The sequence below is a fragment of the Falsiphaeobacter marinintestinus genome, from assembly GCF_007923355.1.
Classification (GTDB): domain Bacteria; phylum Pseudomonadota; class Alphaproteobacteria; order Rhodobacterales; family Rhodobacteraceae; genus Phaeobacter_A; species Phaeobacter_A marinintestinus.
In genome coordinates, this window is record NZ_VOGO01000045.1 from 1 (window position 1) to 1,628 (window position 1,628).

The window sequence follows — 1,628 nt, forward strand, 5'->3', positions numbered from 1 at the left end:
TAACACCTTTGGAATGACGCCGGTTTTAAGGCTATGATTGCCTGCGCAGCCCCCAAATAGCGCAGCAGGTGATCATAGCCGGGTCTCAGGTCCCTACAGTGGTTTTGCAACAAACCACACCGCAAGGGAGACCGACTATGACCAATGCCATTATTGCACAAGCCGAGCCTGTTTTGGTGGCGATTGATATCGCAAAAGCCCGCCATGAAGTTTTGATCGCTGTTCCCGGCCGAAAGCGCCGTCGCCGTCTGACAGTTCTGAACCAGCTCGACGACTTCAACCGGCTGATCACTACGCTGTCGGATTATCACCGTCCTGTCCGCGCAGCCTTTGAAGCCACGGGCAACTATCACCGCGCCCTTGCGTATCGGCTCGGGATCGCCGGGTTCGAGGTGAAGTTGGTCTCTTCAGTCGCCTTGGCACGCACCCGTGAAGCCTTGAACAACAGTTGGGACAAGAACGACCCCAAAGACGCGCAGGTCATCCTGCACATGATGCAGATCGGGAACGAGCAGTTCTACCATGACCCAATGATCTGCGGCACAAATGATCTTCAGGAACTGTCCAAGACACATGACGTCGTCTCGCGTTCGAAGACAGAACTTTGGCACCGGGTTCTGACCCACTATCTGCCCCTTTATTGGCCCGAGGCAGAACGATTTCACCGCAGTTCGCGTAGTGATTGGTTCTTTGCTTTCCTGGAACGCTATCCGTCACCGCACTTTATCTCAGCAATGAGCCAAGGGGTTTTCGTTGCCGACGCCTGGGAAGTTGTCGGGCGCAAAGTCTCAAAAGAGCGTTTGCTCGCAGATATTTATCAGACCGCAAAATCATCTGTAGGCCTGCCCATTGCACCGGACTCTGATGCCGCCCGGATGTTCAAACTGGTTCTAGCCGAGGGGCGTAGCCTGATCGCACAACGCAACGAGATTGAGGATCGTGCTGTTGAGTTGCTTAAGAATAACGAAGATTACCAGCTGCTGACATCCATCCCCGGGATCGGCCCAGTAAACGCCCTGACCATCTTAGCTGAGGCTGGCGATCTGCGCCGCTTCAACCATCATCGGCAGTTCCTCAAGTTTTGCGGGATGGACCTCGCAACCATCCAGTCCGGGACCTTTCGAGGCCAGACCAGGCTGTCCAAATACGGCAACGCCCGACTGCGCCGCACACTCTGGATGGCTGGTCAGGTGGCCATCATGCAAAAGACCAACAGCTTCCGAGATAAGTTCGAACGCTACATCGCCAAGGATCGACAGAACACTCATTTGCGCCGCAAGGCGTATACCGCAATCGCCGCAAAAATGGCCCGCACCGTACACGGGATCATCAAACGCGGCGAACCCTATCGTCCCTTCTTTGAGGGATGATCGACAGCAGAAGGACCTTTCTCTGTAAGGGCCGTAGAGGCGAGCACTCGACCTCGTAGATAATGTTCAGGCCTTCTGCTCAACGACCCGAAGATCTCGTCTTAAGGACGGTGAGAGCCGCAAAAGCGTACTCTGTGTTTGTTATGGGAGAGACGCGTTGTTGACCAAAAGGCCGAACTGACACACATTCAAACATGCTGGAACGCACCAGCATGACAATGATCTGATGCCAAATCAGCCAATCATTCCGCACATAGG

At 54.5% G+C, this 1,628-nt stretch carries 1 pseudogene; it reads left to right on the plus strand.

Annotated features, from left to right (window positions below):
* The first annotated feature begins 137 nt into the window (after positions 1–137).
* A pseudogene (locus tag FOY56_RS23330) lies at positions 138–1,429 on the plus strand (IS110 family RNA-guided transposase).
* The last annotated feature ends 199 nt before the right edge of the window (positions 1,430–1,628 follow it).